The organism is Nocardia aurantiaca, assembly GCF_009708175.1.
GTDB lineage: Bacteria > Actinomycetota > Actinomycetes > Mycobacteriales > Mycobacteriaceae > Nocardia > Nocardia aurantiaca.
In genome coordinates, this window is record NZ_WMBB01000010.1 from 125337 (window position 1) to 144866 (window position 19530).

Sequence of the window (19530 nt, forward strand, 5' to 3'; positions counted from 1 at the left end):
GGGGTTCAGGGCCTTGCAACGCGAACAGCGCCCGTGGCGTTCGGCCGCGGGCGCTGTCGACTTCTCAGCTGTCAGTCCTTGACCAGCTCCGGTGCGTGCACGCCGGCGGCGTCCAGCGCCTCGGCGGAATCCTCGATCGGCTCCGGGGATTCGGAACGGTTCGGGAGCAGCACCGCCATGACGATGACGATCACCGCGAGGGCAGCGGAGACCGCGAAGGCCAGCCGCATGCCGTCGAGGTGAGCGTTCAACGGGTTGGCGCCGCCGTCGACCAGGTGGGTGGCCCGCGAGGTCATGACCGTCACGACGAGCGCGGTGCCGAAGGCCGCGGCGACCTGCTGCAACGTGCCCAGCATGGAGCTGCCGTGCGAGTACAGGTGCATCGGCAGCGCGCCCAGGCCCAGGGTGAACACCGGGGTGAAGGCCGCGGCCAGCGAGGCCATCAGCAGCATGTGCAGCGCCAGCAGCACCGCGTACGGCGTGGTCAGCGAGATCTGCGTGAAGCCGGCGAGCGCGGCGGTGACGCCGATCGCGCCCGGAATCACCAGGACACGGCCACCGAACCGGTCGAAGACCCGGCCCACGGTGGGCCCGAGCAGACCCATGGCCAGACCGCCGGGCATGACCAGCAGACCGGTCTGCAGCGGGCTCAGCCCACGCAAGTTCTGCAGGTACAGCGGCAGCAGGATCATCGACCCCATCATGGCCAGGAAGGCCACGGCCATCAGGACGAGCGCCTTGGCGTAGGTGCCGGACAACAGGATTCGCAGATCGAGCAGCGGGGTGCCGTTGCGCTGCAGGTACACCTGGCGGAACACGAAGATGGCGACCAGGGCCAGACCACCGGCGACGATCAGCGCCGGGGAGGCCGCATTGCCCGCGCCGAACTTGCTCAGGCCGTAGACCAGGCTGCCGAAACCGAAGGCCGCGAACGCCACGCTGAACCAGTCGATCGAACCCGTCTGCGGCTCACCGACGTTCTCCAGCTTGCGCAGGCCGAGCGCGGTCACCGCCGCGGCGATGGGCAGCACCAGCGCGAACAGCCAGCGCCAGGAACCGATCTGGAGCACCAGGCCGGAGATGACCGGACCCATGGCCGGAGCCACCGATATGGCCAGGGTGACATTGCCCATCACGCGGCCGCGGTCCTGTTCGGGGACGACGGTCATCAGGGTGGTCATGAGCAGCGGCATCATGACCGCGGTACCGCCGGCCTGGACGACCCGGCCGATCAGCAGCACCGTGAAGGACGGCGCGATGGCGGCCAGCGCGGTGCCGGCCAGGAAGACGCCCATGGCGAGGGCGTACGCGTTACGGGTGGTGACGCGCTGCAGGAACCAGCCGGTCACCGGAATGACCGCCGCCATGGTGAGCATGAACGCGGTGGACACCCACTGCGCGGACCGCTCGGTCACATGGAGATCCGTCATGAGCCGCGGAATCGCATTGATCATGATGGTCTCGTTCAAGATCACCGTGAAGGTCGCGAGCACCAGCAACCGGATGACCGTTGGCGTCCGCTGCTTGGTCGAGCTAGCGGATATGTCGGGCATCGAAAACCTCCGGAGGTGTTCGTATTCGAGGAGTAGCGGTGGCCCGATACGGAGTCGGCGACTGCGCCTTCCGGCGCGCCACATGGATGCAGACGGGCACAGGTCGCTCAACTCATCGGTCGCGGACGAGTATTCCGGCGGGGTCCGACAGAATTCATCCGAATTTCAGTCGTCCGGCAGCCCTGGCGAAGACCGAAAACGGGCTACCACCAGCACTTATCACCACCATCGAGATCGGATAGTGAACCAGGTCACGTAATCTGGGCGCGAGCTCCGATCAGCGCGGAATCGGGCACCGGCCATGATGGATGAGGATGCCCCGGCGCGGTGTGGCGGCTGCGGGGCGGGAGGATGTGAGAACAACCGTGGCCGAACAGGATCCGCCGCTCCGTGGACGGGAGCGGGAACAGGAGGCGCTCGACGCCCTGATCGCGGGCGCTCGCGACGGGCACAGCGCGGCGCTGGTGCTGCGCGGCGAACCCGGGATCGGCAAGACGGCGTTGCTGGAATATGCCGTCACGCACGCGGATGGGTTGCGGGTGCTGCGTGGCACCGGCGTCGAGGTCGAAGCCGAATTGCCTTTCGCCGGACTGCAATTGGTGCTGCGTCCGGCTCTGGAACGACTGTCCGGCCTGCCGGAGCCACAGCGGCAGGCACTGGCGGGAGCCCTCGGCCTCGGGCCGGGCGGGCGCGAGCCCATGCTCACCGGTCTGGCGGTGTTGTCGCTGCTCACGGACTATGCCGACGGCGCCGGACTGCTGGTGGTCGTCGACGACGCGCAGTGGCTGGACCGGGCTTCGCAGGACGCGCTGCTGTTCGCCGCACGGCGACTGCACGCCGAGGGCCTGGCCATGCTGTTCGGTGTCCGAGAGGGCGAAGGGTCCTTCGAGGCCGTCGGACTGCCCGAGCAGCGACTGACCGGTCTATCGCACGAGGCGTCCGTGGCTCTGCTCGATGAGCACACGCTCACCCCGGCCGTGCGCTATCGACTGCTGGCCGAAGCACGTGGCAATCCCCTTGCCCTGCGGGAACTGCCCCTCGCGATGGCCGCCGAGTCGACGCCCGATCTCACCGCCGGCGCGCTGCCGCTGACCGATCGGCTGCGCCTGGCCTTCCACGGCCGCATCAGCCGATTGCCGGAGTCGACCCAGATCCTGTTGACCGTGCTCGCCACCGATGAAACCGGCGAGCCCGCCGTCGTGCTGCGCGCGGCGGCGAGCCTCGGTGCCGGTATCGATGATTTCGCACCCGCCGAGGCGGCGGGTCTGTTGCAGCGCGGAACGGGTACCGACCTGTCGATCACGTTCCGCCACCCGCTGATTCGAGCGGCGGTCTATCAACGTGCCCCGATGGGTCAACGTCTGGCGGTGCATCGCGCCCTGGCCGAGGCCCTCGACGCGCCCGAGCAGGCGGATCGCCGGGCCTGGCATCGGGCGGCCGCGACCCTCGGTCCGGATGCCGAGGTGGCGGATGCCTTGGAGCGCAGCGCCGTTCGGGCGCGCGAGCGCGGCGGGCACAAGGCGGCGGCCGCGGCCTACGATCGGGCGGCCCGGCTCAGCGATCGGCCGGAGGATCGGACGCGACGCCAGGCTCTCGCCGCGCAGGCTGCGCTGGAGTCGGGTGATGTGGAGCGGGCCGCGGACCTGGCCCGGCGCACGGCCCGCGAGGTCGGCTCGGAGTCATTGCGCGCCGGCCTTTCCCAGGTGCAGGCGCTGGCCCGGTTCTGGCAGGGCGAGTTCCCCGAGGCGCACCGGCTCTTGACCGACGCGGCGGCGAGCATTTCGTGCGCCGAACCGGAGCAGGCCGCGGGCTTGCTGGTTCAGGCCATGCACACCGGGTGGTATCTGGGCGAACCAGAATTGACCGAGGTTCTGAAGCAGCTCGCGGACCTGCGGCTGGCGGACGAGCTGGCGGTGACCCCCGTTGTGCGATACATCAGCAGGCTCTTCGATCGAGGCCCTGGCAAACCGCTGTCCCTCACCGATACGCTCGATGAAATCCGCGCGCTTGGTGAGGTTTCCGAGCAGATGCTGTCGATTCTCTGCGGAATCGCGCTGGCGCGCGGGCAGGATGAGCCCGCCTTCGATCTGGCCATGTCCCTGCAGGCGCGGCACCGCGCTGCCGGTGCGGCCGGACGATTGCCGACCGTGCTGTTCTTCGCCGTCGAAGCCGACATTTTCACCGGACGCCTCCGCGACGCGCGCACCACGACGGTCGAAGCTCGCGACCTCGCGCGTGACACCGGCCAACAGCAGTGGGTGCGACAACTCAGCAGTGTGCTGGCGCATGTGGATGCTCTGCGCGGCGACGAAGCCGAGTGCCGGGCGCACGCCGAACTGGGGCTCACCGGGGACAGGCCGGGAGCGATCGCACCCGGTGCACCCTGGGCGCACTGGTCGCTGGGGCTGCTCGAGCTCGGAGCCGGTCGCGCGGAGCCAGCGCTGTCACGCTTCGAACGTTTGACCAAAGTTCCGTTCGATCACCATATCTGCGCTATCCGAGCCGTTCCCGATCTGGTCGAGGCCGCGGTCCGGATCGGAGCCCCGGAGCGGGCCGCCGCGCCCTTCGCGAATTTCGAGGGCTGGGCCGAATCGGTGGGTCAGCCGTGGGCCGACGCTCTGGTTTTACGCTGCCGCGCGCTGCTGCAGGACGATCAGGCCGAAGATCTGTACGCGCGGGCGTTGGCGACCCATGATCGGGAAGCCCGTCCCATCGAATTCGCGCGCACCGCCCTGCTTTACGGCGAATGGTTGCGCCGAGCGCGCCGCAAGACCGAGGCGCGCACCAGGCTGCACGAGGCTCTCGAGGTCTTCGAGCGGCTGGAGCTGGAATTGTGGGCCAAGCGCGCCCGTCACGAGCTGACCGCCGCCGGCGCGCCGGAGGCCGATCCGGCCCCGTCGCGAAGTTCCGCGACCGGGCTGACCCCGCAGGAGTTGCAGATCGTTCGCCTCGCCGCACAGGGACTGTCCAATCGCGACATCGCCGCCCAGCTGTTCCTGAGTCACCGCACCGTCGGTTATCACCTGTACAAGGCGTATCCGAAGCTCGGCGTCACCTCGCGAGGCGAACTGAAAGACATCGCCGCGCAGCTTCATTGATCACTCCGACCGTCGTGCGGGAAACCTGCTGGGCCAGTGCGCTTCCCGCACCCGACCGTAATGGAGCCATCATGCCTTGATGAATTCGAGCAGGTCGGCGTTGAGCTGCTCGGCGTGGGTGACATACAGCCCGTGCCCGCCGGCCGGGTATTCGCGGTAGGTCGCGCTCGGCATCAGTTCGGCGGTGCGGCGGCCGGTCATATCGATCGGCGCCGAGAAGTCGGCGTCGCCGTGCACGATCAGCGCCGGAATGGTGATGGCGCGCACGGCTTCCCGGCTGTCGGCGTGGAAGACCGCCTCCTGGATCTTCAGCGTCGCCCACGGCGCGGTGGACAGGCACTGTCGGTAGGTGAGGTCCGACTGCTCGGGCGACACCTCATTGCCCCACTGCTCGGCGAAGTACAGCTGCGACTGCCGGGCCAGCCACTTGGGCCGATCGGCGCGAATACGGCGCAGCATGTCCTCCAGCACCGCGACCGGCGCACCGCCGGGGTTGTCGTCGGTGAACTCCAGGAACGGCAGCATCGCCGACACGAAAGCCACACGCGCCACCCGGGATTCGCCATGCCGTGCCAGATAGCGCGCGGCCTCCACGCCGCCGGTGGAATGTCCGACCAGGGTGACCTCGGTCAGGTCCAGGTGTTCCAGCAGGGCGGCCAGGTCGGCGACGGTGGTGTCGAGGTCGTAGCCGCCGCGCGGCCGATCCGAGCGACCGTGGCCGCGCCGGTCCAGGGCGATGCAGCGGTAGCCGCGCTCGGCGAAGAAGGGGATCTGGTACTCCCACATATCGGTATTGAGCATGGCTCCGGCGACGAACACGATTGCCGGGCCGGTGCCGTAATCCTCGTAGGCGAGCCTGGTGCCGTCGGTAGGGGTGGTGAAGAACATGGGAATCCCTTGTCTGACAGAGTTTTCGGTGTCGCCCTCCGTCATCTCGGCATGTTCTCGGCCGGGATCCATACCCTCCGAGCGATACCGGGTCGGGTTGGATTCCGGCCGAAAAGCACGCCGGGATGACGAAAACGGGGAGGTTCAGAGCCCGGTGGGGACCTTGTCGAGGAAGCCGTAGACGCGTTCGATGCGGCCGTCGGTGCTGATGGCGGCGACGTCGAAGCCGATGACCACTGGTTCGGTGCCGGGGGCGCCGAGGTGCCAGGTGAAGCGGGCGATGTGGTGGTTGGCGTCGACCGGGGTGCCGAGGCGGAATTCGAGGCCCGGGAACTGGGCTTGGACCGCGGCGATGGTGGCGTCGAGGCCGGCGTGGCCGCGGACGGAGACCAGCGGGTCGGTGTATTCGGCGTCGTCGGTGAACAGCTCGGCGATCAGGGCCGCCCGGGCGGCGGCGTCGGTGGTGTTCCAGGCGGTCATGTAGCGCTCGACCAGCTCGTTGATGTCGCTCATCGTGGTTCTCCTCGGTGGTGTGAAGGTGATGAGGACAACGTTATGAAGATCGCGGCGACCGGGAATCTGTCGCACTTAAGTACTCACGACCAGTCCCGCCGGGACCGGCCGGCGGTCGCATCCGGCCGCGGATTCCTCACCATCCGCCGGAGCATCGGCATACGATTGGCAAATAGTCGGGGGAGGCCACTCAGGAGTCACCGATGACCAAATTCCTCGTGCTCTACAAGTCGGATCAGAGCACCAGACAGCGAATGGCCCAGAGCACCCCGGATGCCCAGGCGGCGGGGATGCGGGCATGGAAGGACTGGGCCGCACGGGCCGGGTCCGCGATTGTCGACCTCGGGTCTCCGCTGGGGCCGGGATCCCTGAACGCCGACGGCGCGATCGGGGGTTTCTCCATCTTGCAGGCCAGCTCCACCGAGGCGCTCGTGGACGTGCTGAAGGGACATCCGCACACCGAATGTGGCGGAACCATCGACATCTACGAATTCCTCGCCATGCCGGGCATGTGAACCGGGTCCACCGATAGCGAAGCCGCCGAACCGAATTCGGCTCGGCGGCCGCGGTTCGACAGGTCAGTGCACGCCCTCCATGTGGCGGCTGATCCAGGGGGCGATCGTCCAGACAATGGCGCCGACGAGAATGGCCACCAGGCCGGTGAGGCCGAAGTAGGCCAGTTCGTGGGAGGGGTCGTAGAACTTGGACAGCACGCCCGACATCGAGGTGCCGATGCCGACGGAGAAGAAGTAGAGGGCCATCATCTGCGCGCGAAAGGCGTTGGGGGCCAGCTTGGTCGTGACCGACAGGCCGATCGGGGAGAGCATGAGTTCCGAGACGGCGAAGGCGCCGAGGATGAAGAAGACGATCACGAACGAGACCGACTTGCCGTGGGCGCCCGCGAAGAGGGTGAACAGCAGGAACGCCGCGCCCATGCCGATCACGCCCAGCGAGAATTTGCGCGGGGTGCTCGGGGAGCGCTTGCCCAGGCGGGTCCACATGATCGCGAACAGCGGCGACAGGGCGATGATCCACACCGGCTCCATGGAGCCGATCCAGTTCGAAGGTGCGGTCCAGCCGACGATGGACCAGTTCATGCGCTCGTCCGAGTACACCGCGAGCACGGTGAAGATCTGCTGGAACAGCGACCAGAACACCGCGTTGGCAATGAACAGCGGCATGTACGCGCGCACCCGGGTACGCTCCACCGCGGTCACCTTCTCGCTGGTCAGCATAACGGCGAAGTAGGCGATCGACGCCGCGACGATCACGACGGTGGTGGCGTCGGGCAGGTTGGACAGGGTCACCAGCTCGGTCGCCCACGCGATGGCGACCGCCACGAGGATCGCCGCGAGGGCCGCCATGACCTTCGTAATCGCGATGGGCGGCAACGGGTTCGGCACATCGCGGCCATGCTCGCCGAGGTTCTTGCGGAAGATGACGTACTGGGTGAGGCCGATCGCCATACCGATGGCGGCGGCGCCGAAGCCGTAGTGGAAGCCCACGTGATCCCGCAGCAGACCGGTGATCAGCGGACCGGCGAAGGCGCCCAGGTTGATGCCCAGATAGAAGAGCGTGAAGCCGCCGTCCGCGCGCGGATCGTTCTTCTCGTACAGGGTTCCCAGTAGCGAGGAGGCATTCGCCTTCAAGCCACCCGAACCCAGTGCGACCAGCACCAGACCGACGCCGACACCGGTCAGCCCCGGAAGGATCGCCAGCGCGATATGGCCGGCCATGACTATGGCACCGCCATAGAAGACGGTGCGCTCGGAGCCGAGCAGGCGGTCCGCGACCCACGCGCCGAGCACGGTCGACAGATAGACCAGACCGCCATAGGCGCCCACAATGCCGGTGGCGGTGGACTTGGCCAGACCCAGACCGCCGTCGGTGGTCGTGTAATACAGGTAGTAGCCGAGAATCGTGAGCATTCCGTAGAACGAGAATCGTTCCCACAATTCGACGCCGAACAGATTCGCGATACCGATGGGATGGCCGAACAGGGTGCGTTCGGTGGCCGGTTTCGCGTTTTGAGCTACTCCTGACATACCCGAGACCCTCCCACACAGGGCAATCTGACAGCAACCTCAGGTATTAACCCATGTCACAATTGCTCAGGGAACGTTCAGGACGAGCAGGGCGATGGACAGATGCCCCGAATTCGCTCGAAAAGGGCTCCGATCAGGCGATGGATAGCGCGATGCCATCCAGGATGTCGTGTTCGCTGACAATCAGCTCACCGATTCCCGCCCGGCGCGCCAGCTCGTCGGCGAGCACTTCGGCTACCACCGCGCCACCGCCGATCACATCCACCCGGCCCGGGTGCATGGGTCCGAGCGCGGCCCGCTCGTCGTGGTTCATGCCGATCAGCCGATCGCACACCCGGCGCAGCTCCGGCAGCGACAGACGCGTGAGATGCACCTTCTCCGAATCGTATTCGGGCAGATCCAGCGACACCGCGGCGATCGTGGTCATGGTTCCGGCCACGCCCACCCAGGTGCGCGCGCGCTCCACCGGCACCACCCCGAACGCCTGCGCCAGCCGCTCCGAAGCGAAGAAGCGCGCCGAGGCGACCTCCTCGCGGGTGGGCGGATTGCCGTGCAGGCACCGCTCGGTGATCCGGACGCAGCCGATGTCGGCCGAGTACGCCGCCTGTACGCCCGATGCGTCGCCCAGCACCACCTCGGTGGACCCGCCACCCAGATCGACCACCACGAAGGGCCCTGCGGCACTGGACAGTTCACCCACGGCACCGGCGAACGAGAGCCGCGCCTCCTCGTCGCCGGTGATGACCTCGGCCTGCGCACCGGGCACCACCCGGCCCAGCTCCACGCCGGTCATGGTGAAGAAGTCCTCGCGGTTCGAGGCATCGCGGGTGGCCGAGGTGGCGACCATGCGCACCCGCGTCACTCCATGCTTGCGCATGAGATCCACATAGTCGCGCAATGCCACCCGAGTGCGTTCGATCGCTTCGGGATTCAGCGCGCCCGCGGCATCCACGCCCTGCCCCAGCCGCACGATCCGCATTTCGCGGTGCACGTCGGTCAGATGCGGTGCGCCATCATCGTTTCGAGTGGCATCGGCGATGAGCAGCCTGATGGAGTTGGTGCCGCAGTCGACCGCCGCGATCCGCTCGTGTCCCTCGGCCGCCGCGCTCCCGGCTCCGGCCGCGCTCTGGGCGAATTCCGCCTTGCTCATCACTGACCCCTGAATTCGAGTGGTACTGAATGCGTCTCGCGACCGGTCCGACTCACGCCTGGCCTGCGGCCGAATCGGTGCGGTACTGATCGTATTTCGGCCAGTCCGCCGGAATCGCGGTGCCGCGCAACCCGTGGTCGGCGGCCAAGGCGACGGCCTCGTCGCCGAGCGGGTTGAGGCCCGGGCCCTTGGCCAGGGAGTGGGCGATCAGGACGTGCAAGCACTTGACGCGGTCCGGCATGCCGCCGCCGGCGAAGTCGGTTCCGAGGTCTTCGATGGCATTGCGTTCGGACAGATAGCTGTCGTACGCGGCGCGGTAGGCGGCGGCGAGTTCCGGATCGCGGGTGAGGCGTTCGGACATGTCGCGCATCAGACCGGTGGTCTCGAGACGGCTCGCCTCGGCGGTCAGGCGGGGGTCCGTCAGGTAGTACAGCGTCGGGAAGGGGGTGCCGTCCGGGAGCTTGGGCGCGGTCTTCACCACCGCGGGCAGGCCGTCCGGAGTGCGGTAGGCGATGGCGAGCACGCCGCGCGGAGCCCGGCCCAGTTGCTCGGCGACGATCGCGAGATCGCGCTCGCTGGGGTCGTTCTCGGCTGCGGTCACCTGGGTTGTCCTTCCTCGGTGGGGGCGGGCGGCGGGAGCGCCGGCGCGGGTGGAGCGGGGGCGGCCACGGGCTGCGGCGACGAAACGCTGTTCCACAGCTGCGTGTACCAGGGGTCGGGCTCCCGCGATTTGGCCGGCTGGGCCGGAATGGCCGGCTGCTCGATCTCGGGGATCTGCACGATGTAGGGCGTCTCGCCCGGCATCACCAGGCGCAGGCGGTCTCGGGCCTCGGCCTTGATGTAATTCGGATCCTGTTGCTGCGCACGACGATCGCGCAGGTTTGCGACCTCTTCCTCGAGCTGGCGATGCTGGGTGGCCAGCTCGCCGGCGTCCGACCGCTGCGTGTAGTAGGTGCGCAATGGCACCGCCAAGGTGAGCGCCAAGCCCGCCAATACCGCGGCCAGCAGCACGGCACGGCCCGTGGATAAGCCGAGGATCTTGCGTTCGCGCCGTTCGGGCTTCGCATTCGCCCTGGTGGCGGTCCGCCGCTTGGCAGCCGACTGCCCGGAGGCGGCGCGGGCGCCGCCCGACCTCGAGGACTTCGAGGCGGCGCCGGATTTCGAGACGGCGGTGGCGGTTTCGGTCCGCTTGGCGCCCGAGGCGTTCTTGGCGCGAACGGAGCGCGACGGGCGCCGGTCACTTCGTCCTGCCGGACTGGTTCCGCGCGCCCGTCGCTCCGTCATCTCACACCTCGAAACTCATCCGATTTTCCAACTCGTGGGGCTCTCGGGGGTACGGGCCCTGAGACCCCTCGAGCCACGTCGGGGCTCGAGCTACCGATTATTCAGCCTTCGAACGCGAAACGCGGGAAGGCGGCGTCACCGGCGTAGCGCGCCGAGTCACCCAGGGCGTCCTCGATGCGGAGCAGCTGGTTGTACTTGGCCACGCGCTCCGAACGGGCCGGGGCGCCGGTCTTGATCTGGCCGGAGCCGACCGCCACCGCCAGGTCGGCGATGGTGGTGTCCTCGGTCTCGCCGGACCGGTGGCTCATCATGGTCTTGTAGCCGTTGCGGTGGGCCAGTTCGACCGCGTCCAGGGTCTCGGTCAGGGTGCCGATCTGGTTGACCTTCACCAGGAGTGCGTTGGCCGCGCCCTTGGCGATGCCCTCCTCCAGGCGGTCCGGGTTGGTGACGAACAGGTCGTCGCCGACCAGCTGGATCTTGTCGCCGATCTGGTCGGTCAGGGCGACCCAGCCGTCCCAGTCGTCCTCCGACAGCGGGTCCTCGATGGAGACCAGCGGGTACTGGCCGAGCAGGTCGGCGTAGAACTGGCTCATCTCGGCGGCGCTGCGCACCTGGCCCTCGAACTTGTAACCCTGTCCGGCGGTGTAGAACTCGGTGGCCGCCACGTCCAGGGCCAGCGCGATCTCGCTGCCCAGCTTGTAGCCGGCCTTCTCGATGGCCGAGGCGATCAGGTCCAGCGCGGCGCGGGTGCCCGCGACGTCCGGCGCGAAACCGCCCTCGTCACCCAGACCCGTGGACAGGCCCTGCGCCTTCAGCACCGACTTGAGGGTGTGGTAGACCTCGGCGCCCCAGCGCAGCGCCTCCTTGAAGGTGGGCGCGCCGATCGGGGCGATCATGAACTCCTGCACATCCACACCGGTGTCGGCATGCGCGCCACCGTTGAGGATGTTCATCATCGGCACCGGCAGGACGTGGGCGTTCGGGCCGCCGACATAGCGGAACAGCTCCAGGCCCGAGGACTCGGCCGCGGCGCGCGCCACCGCGAGCGAGACGCCCAGCAGGGCGTTGGCGCCCAGACGCGACTTGTCCGGGGTTCCGTCCAGATCCAGCAGGGTCTGGTCGACGGTGCGCTGCTCGACGGCGTCGAGACCGATCACAGCCGGGGCGATCTCGTCGAGGACGCCCTCGACGGCCTTCTGCACGCCCTTGCCCTGGTAGCGATCGCCACCGTCCCGCAGCTCGACGGCCTCGTGCTCACCGGTGGACGCACCGGAGGGCACGGCCGCGCGGGTGAGGGTGCCGTCGTCGAGAGCGATCTCGACCTCGACGGTGGGGTTGCCACGCGAATCAAGGATCTCGCGAGCTCCGACCTGTTCGATGATGGCCACGAAACGACACTCCTTCGGCTACTGACTCGGCAGGTCGCACGGCGATCCCGTGCGCTGACGAGCCTAGCAGTGCTTTATTTGCCCCTCCGCTTCGCTCCGGGGCGGGTTCGCGGCCCTGAGGTCTCGATTCTTCCCTCCTCCGCTCCTCCGCTTCGCTCCCCCGCTCCGTCAGTCCAGAATCGAGACGGCCGCGAACCTTTGGGCGTGTCGCGATTAGTGGTGAAGGGCTTTCGTTCAGACCCGGCGGCCGACGCTGTAGGCGGCGGCTCGGTAGCGGACTGTGTTCATGTAAGTGGTGGACTGGTTGTAGGTGAGCAGGGCCTGCTGCCAGCCCGGGGCGCCGGTGAGGTCACCGCCCATCGCGCAGAGGTAGCGCGCGGCGGTCAAGGCCGCGTCGTCGATATTGTCCGGATCGATCTTCCCGTCGCCGTTCGCGTCCACGCCCCAGCGTTGCCAGGTCTCCGGAATGAATTGGAACGGACCCATCGCCCGCACGTACACCGGATTCGCCTCGGTGGAACCAATATCCAGAATCCGCGCACGCCCCGGCGAACCGTCCAGCGGCAGTCCGCGAATCGGCGGCGACACCGTCCCGTCATCGGCGATATGCGACCCTCCGTGCGACCCGTGCCGACTCTCCACGCTCGCGATCCCCGCGAGCGTCGTCCACCCGATCCCGCATTCGGGCTTGGTCCGCGCCATCACCGCCGCCGCATACCCGTAAGCCTCGAGCGCCATTACCGGAATCCCCGTCGGCCCGTGTTGCGCCTCCGCCCAGCTCCGCAGGGCGACAGCCGTGCGCCCCGGCGCATCCAGATCGATCACCGGCACGGGCGCCCCCGCCCCCGGCGGCATGTCATCCGGCACCGGCGTGAGATCGCCTGTCCCGCAACCGGTCAGCAGAACCAGCGCGGCGGCCGCGCCCAGCAGGCCGGCGCGGGTCGGTAGGGCCCGTCGGCCGGCCATTCGGATTCGCACCCCTCTCATCATCCAGGTGGATCGGGCGCGCGGCGAGAAACGTGAACACGCGCGCCGAGTCGCGACGCGCGATCGGGTCGGACCGGCCTCCGCCAACAAAGCGTTCAATACTCGTCGGCTATTTCCGCAACACACCGTTAGGTAAGGCTTGCCAAATCAAATCGCGGCTAATACGGTCGTCAGCCGAGCCAAGATCACCATGACACCGCCGAGCCAGGAAGGCCCTCCCCTTGGTGAAAAGCGTTCTCTCCGAACGTCAGACGCTTCACCCCTCGGACATCGAACGGCGCGACCTACCGGAACCCGCCGCGCGCGCGGTGCGTCACCTCGCCTGTGAGATCGCCGTCACAGTCGGCGCTCGCCCGGAGATAGCAGCCACGCTCTCACACCCGATCCTGCTGCACCACATCGACGCCGAGTACGGCCGGCTGCCGGACACGGTGCACGAGGCCATGCGCCCGCCCGCCACCGACGCGGGCGCGACCGTGATCCGCACCCTCCCCGTCACCGATGACGAACTCGGCGCCACGCCACACGATTGGCGCGAGGCGGCGGCCCGGGCCGGGGATCGCGCACAGCGCTCGGCATCCTTCGAGCTGGATATCGCCATGCTCTTGCTGGCCCGGTGTGCCGGTGAGCCATTCGGGTGGGAGGGACAACAGGGCGGGCGGCTGGTGAACAACATCGTTCCGACGCCGGGACACGAGCACGAGCAGTCGGGAGCGAGCAGCACGACACTGCTCAGCCCGCACACCGAGGACGCCTTCCACCCCGACCGAGCGAACCTGCTCATGCTGGGCTGCCTGCGCAACCCCGAACGGGTGGGGACCACGGTGTCATCGGTGCGGCGCGTGGAACTCGATGCGGCGCAACGGGAAACGCTGAGCCGCGCGCTGCTGCCCATCCTGCCCGACGTGTCCTACGGCACCGCGTTCGGCGATGCGCTCGCGCCGCCGGTCGCCGCCCTCGGCAGCGACGAGGGCAATCTGACACTGCGCTTCGACCCCGCGTACACCCCGCTCGACAGCGCCGACCTCGAATTCCGGTCCGCGTATGGACATTTGGCCGCGGAGCTCGAAAGGGTGTGCATCACCGCCGCTTTGGCCCCCGGAGAACTCCTGCTGGTGGACAATGACGTCGTGGTGCACGGGCGGGTGCCGTTCACCCCCCGCTACGACGGCACCGACCGCTGGCTCAAGCGGGTGAACATTCGGCTGCCCCAGCGTCGTCGCGACGCGTCCGAGGCCGCCGAGAACGGGTATGGCCAGCGCGTGGTAGCACCATTCCGCACGAGCCGAGGGATCGATACGTGAATGCCCGACCTACCCCGCTGCGGGTGCTGTCCCGTAGCGACCTGGCCGACGTCCCGATAAGCCCCGCCGAGGTGGTGCGCGCCGTCGAGGACGCGTATCTCGCGCTGGCGAGCGGCGATTCGGACAACCCCCGCAAGCTCAGCGTGGCGCACCCCGACGGCTGGTCGGTGGCCTACGCCATGCTGGGCCGCGACGGCCGCCGCCGGGTGGTGGCCATGAAGACCAGCTACAAGTTCGACCCGCACCACGACAGATCGAACAAGCGGTACTTCACCACGATTTCGCTGTACGACGACTCGACGGGAACCCCTATCGCGCTGATGGATTGCGCACGCGTCGGAGCGCTGCGCACACCCGCGGTGTCGGCCCTGCTGGTCCGCGAGTGCGCTCGCCCCGGCGCCCGCAGCGTGCTGCTGATCGGCACCGGCACGCAGGGCCGCAATGCGCTACCCCACCTACTGGCGGCGAATCCGCACCTGAACCGACTGATGCTCTACGGCACCCACCCCGAGGGCTTGGAAGCGGTGCATCGGCAACTGCTGCACCATCATCCGCAGGCCGAGCTGGACATCGTCAGCGATCCCGACGCGGCGGCCCGCGAAGCGGACGTCATCCTCGCCACCGCCGGCCCCGGCACCCGAGTCGCCATCGAGGCCAAGGACCTCGCGCCCGGCGCGACCGTGGTGCTGGTCGGCTACGGGCTGGCCCCTTCCACTTTGGCCGAGGCCGACCGCGTAATCGCCACCAGCGCGGAGCAGATGGCCCTCACCGGCACCGACATGGCCGGTCCCGACGGCCGGCTGCGCCAGGTGGACGCGGAGCTACCCCGGATCCTCGACCGCCGCGCCGTAGGCCGTACCACCGCCGACGAGCGCGTTTTCGTCTACAACAGCGGCTTGGTCCTCACGGACATCGCCGTGGCACACGCCCTCGCCGATCGCGCCATCGCCGAAGGTCGTGGCACGGAGGTATCGCTATGGGACTGAGACGCTTTCGGACCGCCGGATAGAAGGAGAGCACGCTGACCGACATACTGGATCCGCTGACCGTGTCGCCCGGCATCTTCGATATCACTGCCACCCCACTGCCCGCGCACCGCGACGACTGGGAACGGCGTCTACTCGAGCATCCGAATCTGCTGCGCACGATCGCCGAGAACGTCGGCGGGCCCTTCCACATCATGTATCCCGCCCGGATCGTGGAGAACATCCGCGCCTTTCAGAAGGTGTTCGCCGACGCCGAGGTCAGGGGGGACATCTACTACGCCAAAAAGGCGAACAAATCCCCGAGTGTCGTCGGCGCCTGCGCGAAAACAGGTACGGGCTTGGACGTCTCCAGCGGGGGAGAGTTCCTGGCCGCGTTGCGCGGCGGCATCCGGGGCGCGGATCTGATGGTCACCGGGCCCGCCAAATCCGATGACCTACTGGAACTCTCGGCGCGCTACAGCGCCCTGGTCGCCATCGACAACCTCGACGAGCTCGCCCGGCTGGCCGGGCTCGGCATTCCGTCGCGTGCTCTGCTGCGCGTGCAACCACCGGGCTCCGAGAGTCGTTTCGGCCTGACGGATTTCGAACTCGACCTTGCCCTGACCCGGACCGACATCACGGCGATCCGCCTGGAGGGCTTCAGCTTTCACCTCACGGGCTATGAGGCCGCGCCGCGCGCCGAGATGGCCGCGTCGCTCCTCGAGCGCTGTCCGGAAGCCCGCTCTCTCGGCCACCCGATAACCACAATCTCCATCGGCGGCGGATTCGGTGTCGACTACGTTCCAGCGGAGGCCTGGAATGCCTTCACGAAGCTGGTCAACCCCCGGTGGTTCCATAATGAGCGGTTTCTGTCCCCGAAGTCCTATTACCCCTACCATTTCCCCGAACCGGGCCCCCGCATGCTCGCGGCGGTACTGGCGAACAACGACCTCGGCGCGCGCCTGCGCGAGGCCGGAATTCGGCTGGCCATCGAGCCCGGCCGCGCTCTCCTCGACCACGCTGGTTGCAGCGTCTTCGGTATACAGGGCATCAAAACCCGCATCGCATATGGCGTCCCGTACGACATCCTCACCGTGAATGGCAGCAGCCTCAGCCTCTCCGAGCAATGGTTCAACAGTGAGTACCTGCCCGACCCCATTCTGTGGCCCCAGTCGGCGGGATCGATGACACCGACCAGCATTGGTGGATGTACCTGCCTCGAAGGCGACATGCTCAGTTGGCGGAGGGTTCCGCTTCCGCGCGCCGCGGAAATGGGTGATCTGCTCATTTACCCTAATACGGCCGGGTATCAGATGGATTCCAATGAGTCCGCTTTCCATGATCTCCCCATTCCGCCGAAAGTCGTGTTGAACGATGTTTCGGGAGTGCGAAGTTTCGAGTGGCATCTGGAAGTGCCTCGAACCGTGGACTAACGTGGCCGTCGGCTTCGTTCACGGCTCTGGTCTGCCCTATTCCGAGTAATCATGACCTTTCGAAGGAGAAAACCTCCATGCCGGTTATTGCCAGGCGTGTGTCGGAGCTGATCGGACAGACGCCGTTGTTCGAGCTGGGTGTCAGCCGAACGACCGGGTCGAGGCTGTTGCTGAAGCTGGAGACGAGGAATCCGACCGGGTCCGCCAAGATCAGGATGGCGCGGGCGATGGTGGTGGACGCCGAGCGGCGCGGGGTGTTGCGGCCGGGTGGGCACATTATCGAATCGACCTCGGGGAATACCGGATTGGGGCTTGCCGTCGTGGCGCGGGAGCGGGGGTATCGGTTCACCGCGGTGGTCGATCACCATGCGTGCGCGGCGAAGCTGAATGCCATGCGGGCCATGGGAACCGTGCTCGAATTCGTGTCCGATGAGGGCGATGACGGGCTGTCCACCTCGGCGCGCGAGGAACGTGCGGCCGAGATGGCCGAGCTGGAAGGACCGACCGCCTTCTTCTCGGCGCAACACGACAACCCGGCCAACGGCGTCGGCTATTACGGGCTCGCGGAAGAACTGCTGGAGGCCCTCGAGAAGGTCGACATCCTCGTGGGCGCGGTCGGCACGGGCGGGTCGCTGTTCGGTACCGCCCGTGGGCTGCGGGACCGTGGTTGCCGGCCACGGCTGGTAGGCGTCGAGCCGGAAGGCTCGATCGCCTTCGGCGGCCCGGCGCACGATTACTGGCAGTCGGGGACGGGGACGCCGCTGGGTGCGGAACCCGGTATTCATGTGGATCAGGACCTGCACCTGATCGATGAACGAGACCGGATCAAGGTTTCCGATGTCGACGCCTTCGCGACCGCCCGCGCGCTGGCCGCCGAACTCGGCCTGTTGATCGGCGGTTCGTCGGGCAGCACAGTGCTCGCGGCCCTCACGCGACTCGACGACTATCCGCCTCATTCCGTCATCGTGGCGATCGTCAACGATGACGGGGAGAAGTATCTGGACACGGTGTTCGACGAGCAGTGGATGCACGACCGCCACCTCGTCGACAAGACTCGCGAAATCGAGATCGTGGAATTGCTGCGGCGGCATCGGCCCGCATATCGGCCCGATCCTCGGGAAATCGAACTCATGCGCCATCTCGATCACGCGCTGCCGCATCAGGCGGGCGGCACGGACCCGACCGGCCTGACCCGGCAGGCCGAACTGATCCACACGCTGTCCGCCCTGGGCATGCCCGCCCATGAGATCGGCGACCTCCTGGCCGGAAACGACGATCGGATGCGCCTGGCCCTGGAAGAGCATCGGCAGCGGCTGACCGACCAGGCCGATCTGGTCGCGCGATTCATCGCGACCATGCACGGAACCGCGCGTGGCGATACGTACACCATTCACATGCCGGACAGCGCACCGGCGATCGCGGAGGAGGCTGCCGCGAAATGATCGGGGGGCTACGGCAATCCGATGGGCGGGCGCTGACTTCGCTTGCCGCGCCCATCGCTGTGACCCAGTTGGCTCAGGTCGCGGTGTCCACCACGAATATTGCGTTGATGGGGACGCTCGGGGTGCGGCAGGTGGCGGCGGGCGGATTGGCGTTGGTGTTGTTCAACCAGATTCGGACCATGTGCGTGGGGTTGATTACCGGGACGGGTAATCAGGTGGCCACCGTGGTGAGTCGTGCCGAGAAGCAGGGGCGGGGCGCCGAGGGAGAGGTGCGGGAGGTTGTCAGGTCGAGTTTTCTGATTGCGACCGTCGCCGGATTGCTCGGGGGCGCACTGCTCATCGGATCGGGGTGGACGCTGCGGTGGCTCGGACAGGACGCGGAGGTGCTGGTGCAGGCACGGCCGATGATGGTCGCGTTGGCGCCGGGGCTGGTGCCCTGCCTGTGGTTTCAGGTTGTGCGGCAGTACACGGTGGGGATGCAGCGGCCGCAGGCGTTGCTGCTGGTGACGTTGGGGTCGGTGGTGCTGAATCTGGTGCTGGCGCTGACCTTCATACACGGGTGGGCGGGATCGCCGGAACTGGGGTTGACGGGCGTCGGCGTGGCGACCTCGCTGGTTTTCGCGATCACCTTCGGGGTGTTCTGGGCGATGGTGCGGCGGAATCCGAATCTCGGTGCGACGCTGCCGGTTCGGATGTGGCCGGTGCGTGCGGCGACGGTGCGGGAGGAGTTGCGGCTGGGGACGCCGATCGCGCTCACCTATGGGTCCGAGGCGGGGATGTTCTCGGTGCTGGCGCTGGTGATGGGGAGCCTGGGGTCGGCGGCGCTGGCCGCGCACAATGTCGTGTCTCAGATCGTGTACATCGTGTTCCAGGTGGCGATCGGGCTCTCACACGGTGCGTCGATCCTGGTGAGCAAGGCGGTGGCGCGCGATGAGTTCGCGCACGCGCGGTCGGTGGCATGGCTGGCGCTACGGTGCGCGGGACTGATGGCCGGTGTCACGGGGATCGCGTATGTGCTGGCGCCGGACGGGGTGCTGCGGCCGTTCCTCGCCGACAGCGACTCGGCGACCGTGGCGCTCGCGCACACGCTGCTGGTGATCGCCATCGTTCTGCAGTTCTTCGACGCCGCCCAGAACATCGGAGTCGGTCTGCTGCGCGGACTCGAGGACACCGGGGCCGGCTTCCGGCTCTCCGTGGTCGGCTACTGGGGTGTGGGATTGCCCACGGCGTTGCTGCTGGCGTTCCCGGCCAGCCTCGGCGCGGTGGGCGTCTGGTGGGGGCTCACGGCCGGTCTGGCGACCACAGCCGCCCTGATGCTGCGCCGCTACTTCGCCCTGCTCCATGCCCGTGAGCAGGAACATCCGCGACTGCTGGCCGGTAGCCTCCGCCATTAGTCCCGACATCCAAATCTCACCTTCCCGCAAGCAGGTCGTCACTGGGCGGGGGCAACCTGGAGGAAACACGCTTCGCTATTCTGGCG

The 19530-nt window shown here is 67.8% G+C and carries 15 protein-coding genes and 1 pseudogene; 7 read left to right on the plus strand and 9 right to left on the minus strand.

Annotated elements, in window-relative coordinates:
• Nucleotides 1-71: 71 nt before the first annotated feature.
• On the minus strand, nucleotides 72-1553 hold the full coding sequence (locus GLP40_RS21870) for an MDR family MFS transporter (protein ID WP_154789847.1): 1482 nt from the start codon (nucleotides 1551-1553) through the stop codon (nucleotides 72-74).
• A gap of 353 nt (nucleotides 1554-1906) precedes the next feature.
• On the opposite strand from GLP40_RS21870, the gene GLP40_RS21875 reads away from it, so the two are divergent.
• Nucleotides 1907-4651 carry an ATP-binding protein gene (locus GLP40_RS21875; RefSeq protein WP_328290504.1) on the plus strand — a complete coding sequence of 915 codons (2745 nt, stop codon included), beginning with the start codon at nucleotides 1907-1909 and terminating at the stop codon, nucleotides 4649-4651.
• 69 nt (nucleotides 4652-4720) lie between these two features.
• Here the strand turns inward: GLP40_RS21875 and GLP40_RS21880 are convergent, their stop codons facing one another.
• Nucleotides 4721-5584 carry an alpha/beta fold hydrolase gene (locus GLP40_RS21880; protein WP_230329803.1) on the minus strand — a complete coding sequence of 288 codons (864 nt, stop codon included), beginning with the start codon at nucleotides 5582-5584 and terminating at the stop codon, nucleotides 4721-4723.
• A 99-nt stretch (nucleotides 5585-5683) separates the two neighbouring features.
• Nucleotides 5684-6052 (minus strand): nuclear transport factor 2 family protein, encoded by a 369-nt coding sequence (locus GLP40_RS21885; RefSeq protein ID WP_154789849.1) that lies wholly within the window; start codon nucleotides 6050-6052, stop codon nucleotides 5684-5686.
• 203 nt (nucleotides 6053-6255) lie between these two features.
• Here GLP40_RS21885 and GLP40_RS21890 point away from each other — a divergent pair, with 203 nt between their 5' ends.
• Entirely contained in the window at nucleotides 6256-6567 is a 312-nt protein-coding gene (locus tag GLP40_RS21890; protein ID WP_154789850.1) for a hypothetical protein, read from the plus strand.
• A 63-nt stretch (nucleotides 6568-6630) separates the two neighbouring features.
• On the opposite strand, the gene GLP40_RS21895 is transcribed toward GLP40_RS21890, so the two are convergent.
• The 6 genes from GLP40_RS21895 to GLP40_RS21920 all read right to left on the minus strand — a co-directional run bounded on the left by GLP40_RS21895 (nucleotide 6631) and on the right by GLP40_RS21920 (nucleotide 12885).
• Entirely contained in the window at nucleotides 6631-8097 is a 1467-nt protein-coding gene (locus GLP40_RS21895; RefSeq protein WP_154789851.1) for a peptide MFS transporter, read from the minus strand.
• Nucleotides 8098-8230: 133 nt separating this feature from the next.
• Complete coding sequence (locus tag GLP40_RS21900; protein WP_154789852.1) at nucleotides 8231-9247, minus strand: Ppx/GppA phosphatase family protein; 1017 nt, start codon at nucleotides 9245-9247, stop codon at nucleotides 8231-8233.
• A gap of 52 nt (nucleotides 9248-9299) precedes the next feature.
• Nucleotides 9300-9848, minus strand: a complete 549-nt coding sequence (locus GLP40_RS21905) for a DUF501 domain-containing protein (protein WP_328290505.1) — start codon at nucleotides 9846-9848, stop codon at nucleotides 9300-9302.
• Nucleotides 9845-10531, minus strand: coding sequence for an FtsB family cell division protein (locus tag GLP40_RS21910; RefSeq protein WP_154789853.1), 687 nt, complete (start codon nucleotides 10529-10531; stop codon nucleotides 9845-9847). Before GLP40_RS21910 ends, GLP40_RS21905 begins: the two co-directional genes overlap by 4 nt.
• A gap of 101 nt (nucleotides 10532-10632) precedes the next feature.
• Nucleotides 10633-11919: a phosphopyruvate hydratase gene (gene eno, locus GLP40_RS21915; protein WP_328290506.1), complete on the minus strand. Its 1287-nt coding sequence runs from the start codon at nucleotides 11917-11919 to the stop codon at nucleotides 10633-10635.
• A gap of 234 nt (nucleotides 11920-12153) precedes the next feature.
• A complete protein-coding gene (locus GLP40_RS21920; protein ID WP_230329804.1) occupies nucleotides 12154-12885 on the minus strand; it encodes a lytic transglycosylase domain-containing protein in 732 nt (243 codons plus the stop codon).
• A 245-nt stretch (nucleotides 12886-13130) separates the two neighbouring features.
• Here GLP40_RS21920 and GLP40_RS21925 point away from each other — a divergent pair, with 245 nt between their 5' ends.
• From GLP40_RS21925 to GLP40_RS21945, 5 genes and pseudogenes are all read left to right on the plus strand, one after another.
• Nucleotides 13131-14210: a TauD/TfdA family dioxygenase gene (locus GLP40_RS21925; protein ID WP_328290538.1), complete on the plus strand. Its 1080-nt coding sequence runs from the start codon at nucleotides 13131-13133 to the stop codon at nucleotides 14208-14210.
• Between the two features lie 23 nt (nucleotides 14211-14233).
• A complete protein-coding gene (locus GLP40_RS21930) occupies nucleotides 14234-15196 on the plus strand; it encodes an ornithine cyclodeaminase family protein (protein WP_328290539.1) in 963 nt (320 codons plus the stop codon).
• Between the two features lie 62 nt (nucleotides 15197-15258).
• Nucleotides 15259-16608 carry a type III PLP-dependent enzyme domain-containing protein gene (locus GLP40_RS21935; protein ID WP_328290507.1) on the plus strand — a complete coding sequence of 450 codons (1350 nt, stop codon included), beginning with the start codon at nucleotides 15259-15261 and terminating at the stop codon, nucleotides 16606-16608.
• A 77-nt stretch (nucleotides 16609-16685) separates the two neighbouring features.
• Nucleotides 16686-17732 (plus strand): annotated as a pseudogene (locus GLP40_RS21940) (PLP-dependent cysteine synthase family protein); the annotation flags it as partial.
• A gap of 314 nt (nucleotides 17733-18046) precedes the next feature.
• Nucleotides 18047-19444, plus strand: coding sequence for an MATE family efflux transporter (locus GLP40_RS21945; RefSeq protein WP_154789858.1), 1398 nt, complete (start codon nucleotides 18047-18049; stop codon nucleotides 19442-19444).
• Nucleotides 19445-19530: the final 86 nt, after the last annotated feature.